This window comes from Streptomyces himastatinicus ATCC 53653, assembly GCF_000158915.1.
GTDB classification, from domain to species: Bacteria; Actinomycetota; Actinomycetes; order Streptomycetales; family Streptomycetaceae; genus Streptomyces; species Streptomyces himastatinicus.
Genome location: NZ_GG657754.1, coordinates 9230063 through 9237121 on the forward strand (window position 1 = coordinate 9230063; position 7059 = coordinate 9237121).

Annotated in this window: 3 protein-coding genes and 1 pseudogene; 1 reads left to right on the plus strand and 3 read right to left on the minus strand. The window is 73.4% G+C overall.

Annotation, left to right across the window (positions count from 1 at the left end):
- The first annotated feature begins 17 nt into the window (after window positions 1-17).
- The gene (locus tag SSOG_RS49725) at window positions 18-848 is read left to right on the plus strand and encodes a carbohydrate ABC transporter permease (protein WP_009719887.1); all 831 of its coding nucleotides are present in this window, start codon (window positions 18-20) and stop codon (window positions 846-848) included.
- Between the two features lie 161 nt (window positions 849-1009).
- Here SSOG_RS49725 and SSOG_RS39325 read toward each other — a convergent pair.
- From SSOG_RS39325 to SSOG_RS39335, 3 genes and pseudogenes are all read right to left on the minus strand, one after another.
- A pseudogene (locus tag SSOG_RS39325) lies at window positions 1010-2563 on the minus strand (PfaD family polyunsaturated fatty acid/polyketide biosynthesis protein); the annotation flags it as partial.
- Window positions 2485-4467, minus strand: a complete 1983-nt coding sequence (locus SSOG_RS39330; RefSeq protein ID WP_009719889.1) for a hotdog family protein — start codon at window positions 4465-4467, stop codon at window positions 2485-2487. The gene SSOG_RS39330 and the pseudogene SSOG_RS39325, both read right to left, overlap by 79 nt.
- Window positions 4464-7059 (minus strand): SDR family NAD(P)-dependent oxidoreductase (locus SSOG_RS39335; protein WP_208867419.1); only part of this gene is annotated, 2596 nt, incomplete at its 5' end. The genes SSOG_RS39330 and SSOG_RS39335, both read right to left, overlap by 4 nt.

Sequence of the window (7059 nt, forward strand, 5' to 3'; positions counted from 1 at the left end):
CAAGGAGTCCACCCACCGTGTCCGAACAGGCCGTCGGTGACCACGGCCGCCTGCGCACCGTCCGCGCCCATGGGGTGCTCGCGGTGCTCAGCGCGCTCTGCGTCTTCCCGATCTACTGGCTGTACGCCACGTCCCTGCGCCGCCCCGGCGACGTCTACTCGCTCTCCCCGCTGCCCTGGCCGCTGTCGGTCCTGAGCTACACGGACGCCGCCCGCCAGGTCGACGTGGCGCATCTGCTGTTCAACACCCTGGCGATGGCCGGGCTCATCGCCGTCGGCCAGCTGCTCACCGGGCTGCTCGCCGCGTACGCCTTCGCCGCGTGGAACTTCCCGCTGAAGCGGCTGCTGTACATCGCGTTCGTCGGGACGTGGCTGGTGCCCTTCCAGGTCACCATGCTGCCCAACTACGTGCTGCTGATGCAGCTCGGGCTGCTCAACACCCTCATGGGCGTCGTCGTCCCGACCCTCTGCTCGGCGCTCGGTGTGCTGCTGCTGCGCCAGCATCTGGAGAGCTTCCCCCGCGAGCTGCTGGAGGCATCCGCGATGGACGGGCGCTCGTCGTGGACGACGCTGTGGACCGTCGTGGTGCCCAACATGCGCTCGGCGCTGTCGGCGCTCGCCGTCGTGCTGTTCGTCAACGCGTGGAACGAGTACTTCTGGCCCGCCATGGTGATGCAGCGCAGCAACGCCGTCCTCCAGCTGGGGCTGCGCAGCTTCATGGGCACCGAAGGCACCGACTGGGGGCCGCTGATGGCCGTCTCCGGGCTCGCCTGCCTGCCGGTGTTCGCGCTGTACCTGGTGCTCCAGCGCAACATCGTCAACGCGTTCGTCCGATCCGGGATCAAATAGCCCAACGACGCGGAACGGGCCGGGACTTCGAGGTACGAAGTCCCGGCCCGTTTCGCGTTGCCCAGGATCAGCCCCGTCAGCGGCACCCGGAGGGTTACGTGGCGCACCGGGGCGGGCAGCCGCACCCCCGCCAGCCGCAGCTGTCCCGCCCGGGCGGCGAAGGCCGCACCGTGCATGATGTGCGTGGCCACCTCGGCGACCCCGCGGTGGGCGGGCGCGGCGAGATGGGTGCCCGCGACCCACTGGTTGAACGCGCCCATTGCCGGGCCGCACCAGATCTGGTAGTCCGCCGCCCGCTCGGGCACCCCGCGGATGGACCACCCCGAGGACAGCCCCAGATACCAGCGGAACACCAGGGCCATCCGGCGCTTGGGGTTGTCCCGCGCCCGCTCGATCTGCTCCGGGTCGCGCTCGGCGAAGAACCGGACGCAGTCCTCCCACACGTCCTCCAGCGGCCGCTGGAAGACGCGCTTCTCCAGTTCGGCCCGCTCGGTGTCCCCGAGGGATTCGAGCGAGTCGTGCGTCCGGTACGCCTCGTACAGTCGGCGCGCCCGGCCGGGGAACATCGTGCCGCGCTGGAGCACCTGGACGTCGACGCCCATCTCGAACATGTCGGCCGACGGAGCCATCACACAGTCCGCCACCCCGGCGGACGCGAGCAGCTCCTTCGCCCCGGGCGACTGGTCGCTCTCCACGCACGCCTGGTTGATCGAGCCGGTGACGACGTACGCGGCACCGAGAGCGAACGCGGCCGCCGCGGCGGCCGGGGTACCGATGCCGCCTGCCGCGCCGACCCGCACCGGGCGCGCGTACCCCAGCTCGCGCTGGATCCGGTCGCGCACCGCGATCAGCTCGGGCAGAAGCACGACCAGCGGACGCCGGTCGGTGTGGCCGCCGGAGTCCGCCTCGGCGGTGATGTCGTCCGCCATCGGCACCTGCCGTGCCAGCTCGGCCTGTTCGGCGCTGATCGCACCGGACTCCACCAGGGAGCGCAGCATCGCCTCGGGGGCCGGGCGCAGGAAACGCTCCGCCACCTCCGCCCGGGACACCTTGGCGATGATCCGGTTGGCCACCGTGATCCGGCCCTCGGCGTCCCGGGACAGCCCGGCGGCCCGGTAGTGCACCACCTGCGGGGTGAGGTCCAGGAACGCCGACGCCTCGACGCAGCGCACCTGGTGGCGCAGGCACAGTTCCACCACGGCCCGCTCCATGGCCAGTTCGTTCGGGGAGTGGATCAGGTTGACGGCGAACGGCACGCCCGGTGCCTCGGTGGTGATACGGCGGATCGCCGTGTCCACCTTGTCGGTCAGCACCCCGGCCGCGCCGAACGAGCCCAGGAAACCGGCCCGGGCCAGGGCGATGACCATGTCGGCGGACGCGATGCCATTGGCCATCGCCCCGCCGTGGTAGGCGTGGCCGACGCCCTGGGCGGCCCGGAAGGCCGGATCGCCGAGCGAGGCGGGCGGCAGGGACGGCACGGCGGCCAGCACCTGGGCCCGGCGGGCGAGCCCGGCGTCGGTGGTGACCCCGACGCCCAGCTCGTCCCGTACGACGAAACACGGCCGGTCCAGCAGATTCAGCTCGCGGTAGATCGCCTCGGGCTCCCGGGCAAGGCCCGCCGCCCGGTCGGTCGGTGTCACCACGGTGCGGCTCCCTGCTCGCGCAGTTCGATGGCGATGTCGATGAGTTCGTAGATGCGCAGCCCCGGCTTCCACATGCTGGCGTCCGCGACGACCCGCAGCCGCCCGGACTTGCGCTGGATCTCCTTGATGTGGACTTCCAGCGTCACGGTGCCGTCAGTGGGCAGGAACTGCCCCCGGTACTTCCAGGTGAACGGCACACCGACCGGCAGCACGAAGCCGGGGTCGCGCATGCCGTCGCCGAGGCCGGAGTCGAGCAGCCACTCCTGCATCGCCTGGATGACGGTCTCGACCCCGAGCGACCCGGGGATCACCGGGTCGAGGTGGAAGTGGCGGGCGAAGAACCAGTCGTCCGGGTCGATGTTCCGCGTCGAGTGCAGATAGCCCTTGCCGTAGCGGCCACCGCCGTCCACCACGGTCAGCTCGTCGAGCAGCGTGAGCTTGTCGCGGGCGCAGAGCGGCGCGGCCGGGTCGGCGCGCCGGGCGGCCACGTCGATGGTGCGGCCCTCCGCGGTGGGGTTCTCGTCCCGCCAGGTGGGCACGTCACGGCCCGCGTCGAGGCCGGTCTGGTTGTCCAGCGCCTGCTCGCTGAAGTAGCCGAACAGGGTCTCCCCGGAGTAGAAGGGCACTCCGTTCGCGGCGAGGGTGTACGTGAAGCTCTGGAGCGTCGAGCCGGGCATCGGCGTGGTGGACTCCAGCGCGGAGTCCTGCCGGATGGTGGTGTCCCGCAGATCGACCTCGTGCAGCACGGTGGCCGTGCCGCCCAGGTTGCGCAGGCACTGCGTCTCGTGCGGCCTGCTCAGTGTGGCGCCGAGGTGGTAGCCGATGAGCAGCGCCGACTGGAGGGAGGTCTCCATGTAGACACAGTTGGGCATGGACGCGTTGGCGGTGTCCGCGTAGTACCAGGAGTCGGCGGGGGAGTCGTACTCGGTCTGGTACGTGGCGCCGTCGAGCCGCCCGCGCTCACCCTGGATGTCCACGACCCGGTCGACGAGCAGCAGCCCGCCCGTGGGGATGCGGGTCGCCTTGATCCCGGTGTAGTGGGCGAATTCAGGGCCCAGCGCGATGCCCTGGTCGCCCCGGGCGAGATGGGCGAGCTGGAACTCGCTGAGCAGGACCCGTTCGCCCTGCGCGCTCTTGCGGCCGAGCCACCGAGCGGGGAAGCCGCCGCGCTCGGGGCCGACCGGCACCCCGGGCTTCTCGTGGACGGCCACCTCGACCCCGGCCACCACGGCGCCGCCGCTCCGGGCGCGCACCCGCAGCCCGGGCCGCGGTACCAGGTCGATCCACTCCACCTCGACATCGAGTCCGGTGTCCGCGTCCGTGCCGGACTCGACCTGGGTGCGCTCCGGGCCGACGCGCACGAACCGCGCGTCGGCGAGGCACAGATGCAACCCGGTGAACAGCGCGAACACCTGCGCGGCCTGCACGGTCGCCTCGACGGGGTCGGCGCCCGGCACCGTACGCGCCACCACCCGGCCGTGGCCCCCGGAGCCGCCGCGCAGCTCCAGGGCGGTCACCTCGGTCAGCGCCAGGTCGGCACCGGCCGCGAGGCGGACATCGGGGTTGCGGTCCTCCTGGTCGTAACCGGCGCCGAACACCCCGGCGATGTCACCCGCGGCCAGCCGCCGCAGCTCGGTGGCGCCCAGCCGGGTCACCACCGAACGGGCCAGTGGCTTGAACGCGCCCTCCGCGGCCGCCCGGGCCGGACCGGCCGCCACGGCGGTCCGGCCCGGAAGGCCGAGCAGCCGGCGCTGGAGCGCCGCCTGCGCGCGGAGCGCCCCCGAATGGGCGCTGACCAGGGCGGTACGCAGCTCGACGAGGGTGGAGCCGGGCTGCGGCGCCCCACCGGCCGGAACGGCCGGAGCAGGGGGTTCGGGGCGTGCGGATGGTGCGGTCGGTTCGGGCTGTGGGGGTGGGGGAGCGGTCCAGGCGACCGCGTCGAACGGCTCGCCCTCGAACTCCAGGACTTCGGTCATGACGCGGTCGTCTCCTCCTGATCGGCCGACTGGTGCTGCCACCGCCGTACCGACTCCTGGAACTTGTCCGCCATGTCCGGAGTGGACACGACGGTGACATCGGCGAAGCGGCACAGCACCCGCCCGTCGGCCGTGGCCGCGGTGGCGTTCACCGTGACCCCGCCCGCCGCCTGGCGCGCCTCGTCCAGCACCAGGAGATACGGCTCGTCGTCGGGCAGCGGCGCGTACCACTCCGCCCGGCCGATGCCCAGCGGCAGACAGGCCCCGCCGAGCAGCTCCTTGCCCAGCACCGGCGGGCCCTGGAGGATGACGTCCGCCAGGACCGGGCTGTGCAGCCGCCCGGCGTACGCGCCACCGGCCACGTCCGCGTCGGCGAGACGGCACAGCAGCACCATGCGGTCCGCCGAACGGTCGAGCACACGACGCATGCCCTGGAGGCGCGGGGCGTGGAACTGGGTGGCCTCGCGGTAGATGTCGATACCGTCCTCGGGCCCGTCGGTGACCGGCGGTACGTCGATCACGGGCGCCTCCGGCGGCTCGGGCGCGAGGAGGAACGTACCGGCGTAGTGCGAGACCAGCGCCCCGGCGGACGACCGGCTGCGCACCGCGGCGCGGACGATCACCTCGTCCCCGTGGCCCTCCTCGGCCTCGGCCTGGACCCGGAAGCCGTCGTGGCGCGTGCCGTCGAAGACGATGCCCTTGTGCACCTGGAAGTCCAGGGCCCGCACCACCCGCAGGCCCGGGTGGGACCGCTCCGCGACGCCGACCAGCCAGCCGAGGCCGAACGTGGCGGGCAGCACGGCGTGTTCGCCGATCCGATGCGCCTGGATGACCTCATCGGCGTCGATGCCGGTGATGTCACGGTGGGCGGAGAACGCCGGGGCCAGCCCCGGCCGGCCTCCGCCGAGCGCGGTGTTCTCGCCGACCAGGACGCACACCTCGGAGGTGGGCGGCCCGGCGAACTCGCCGACGAACGCCCGCGCGCCGACCCGCGGGTCGAGCAGCGGGATGCCACGGGCGGTGAACAGCTCCCGCAGCTCGGGGGTGACCATCCCGGCGTCCCAGGCGCCCCAGTCGATCGCGGTGACCCGCGCCCCGGGGTGGGCATGCCGCCATCCGGCCGCGAACCGGCACAGGGCCTCGTTCGCCGCCGCGTAGTCGGCCTGGCCCGGGTTGCCGAGCAGGCCCGCCACCGAGGTGAACAGCACCAGATGGCGCAGCGCGTCGCCGTCCAGCGCGTCCAGCACATGGCGCAGCCCGTCGAGCTTGGGCGCGAGGACCCGGGCGATCTGCTCGGACGTCTTGTCCGGCAGCAACGCGTCGGCGAGCACCCCGGCGCCGTGCACCACGCCCGTGATCCGGTCGCGGTGTTCGGCCAGCGCCGACTGGACGGCGGCCCGGTCGGTGGTGTCGACGGCCACGTACTCCCCGCGGTCGCCCAGCGCGGCCAGCGTGGCGCGGATCTCCCGCTGGGCGAGCAGGCTGCCGTGCACCCGGCGCACCTCGCGCGGGGTGGGGCGGGCCCCGTCCGCGGCGAGACCGGCGATCACGGCGGGCTGGAGGTCGGCGTCGGCGATCCCGGCCGCCCACGACGGCTCCGGCTCCAGCTCGGTGCGGCCGAGCAGCAGGAAGCGGGCGGGGGCGTGTGCGGCGAGCGCGCGGACGCACTCGGCGGTCACGCCCCGGGCGCCACCGGTGACCAGCAGCAGGTCCGCCTCGGTCAGGGCGGTGGCGGGCAGTTCGCCGTCCAGGTCCACGGTGGTGACCCGGTGGGCCTCGCCGTGGCTGCCGGGCACCACGGTCCAGCGGGCGCCGTGTTCGTCGACGGCCACTTCGAGGGTGTCCCGGGCCGCGTCACGTATCTCCGTGAGCACCGCCGCGGTGAACTCCGTGTCGGACAGCGCCGGTTCGATGTCGAGCGCGCGGCAGAACAGCGCGGGCCGCTCGGCCGCCAGGGTCTTGACGACCCCGCCGACGCCGCCCACCAGGGACGCGACCGCACCGCGGCGGCCGTGCAGCCCGAGGCCGCCGTCGAGCCGGGTGACGGTGACGAACCCGGCCCGCCCGGTGGCCGGGTCGAGCGTATCGGCGGCCCGTCCGGCGGTCAGGATCGCCCCGGTCAGCCGCTGCTCGGCGTCCGGCCAGTCCTGGGCGGCGTCCACCAGCGTGATGTACAGGTCGACGCGGCCGGTGTGCGCCGCGTCGTCCCCGGGCGTCGTCCGGCGGACCGACCAGCCCTGGTCCTTCAGCGCGGTGGCGAGCGCGTCGCCGTCGGCGCCGCCCTCGTCCAGGAGGACCGCCACCGGCTCCGCCGGGTACGGCCGCTCGATCACGTCGACCGCGGGCAGCCCCACGAGGTCGACGGCCTGCCGGGGCGCGCTCGCCCCGGCGTCACGGCCTTTTGGGTCGACATCACCCTCTCCGGTGGCCAGGTAGTCGGCGATCTGATCGACCGTGCGCAACTCTCCGAGCTGTTCCAGCCGGATTTCCGGGAGGTCGGGCATCCGCTCCTGGATGGAACCCAGCACCTGGACGCGCTTGATGGAGTCGACGCCGAAAAACAGGCCTCGAGGTCCATGGTCGGGTCGATCA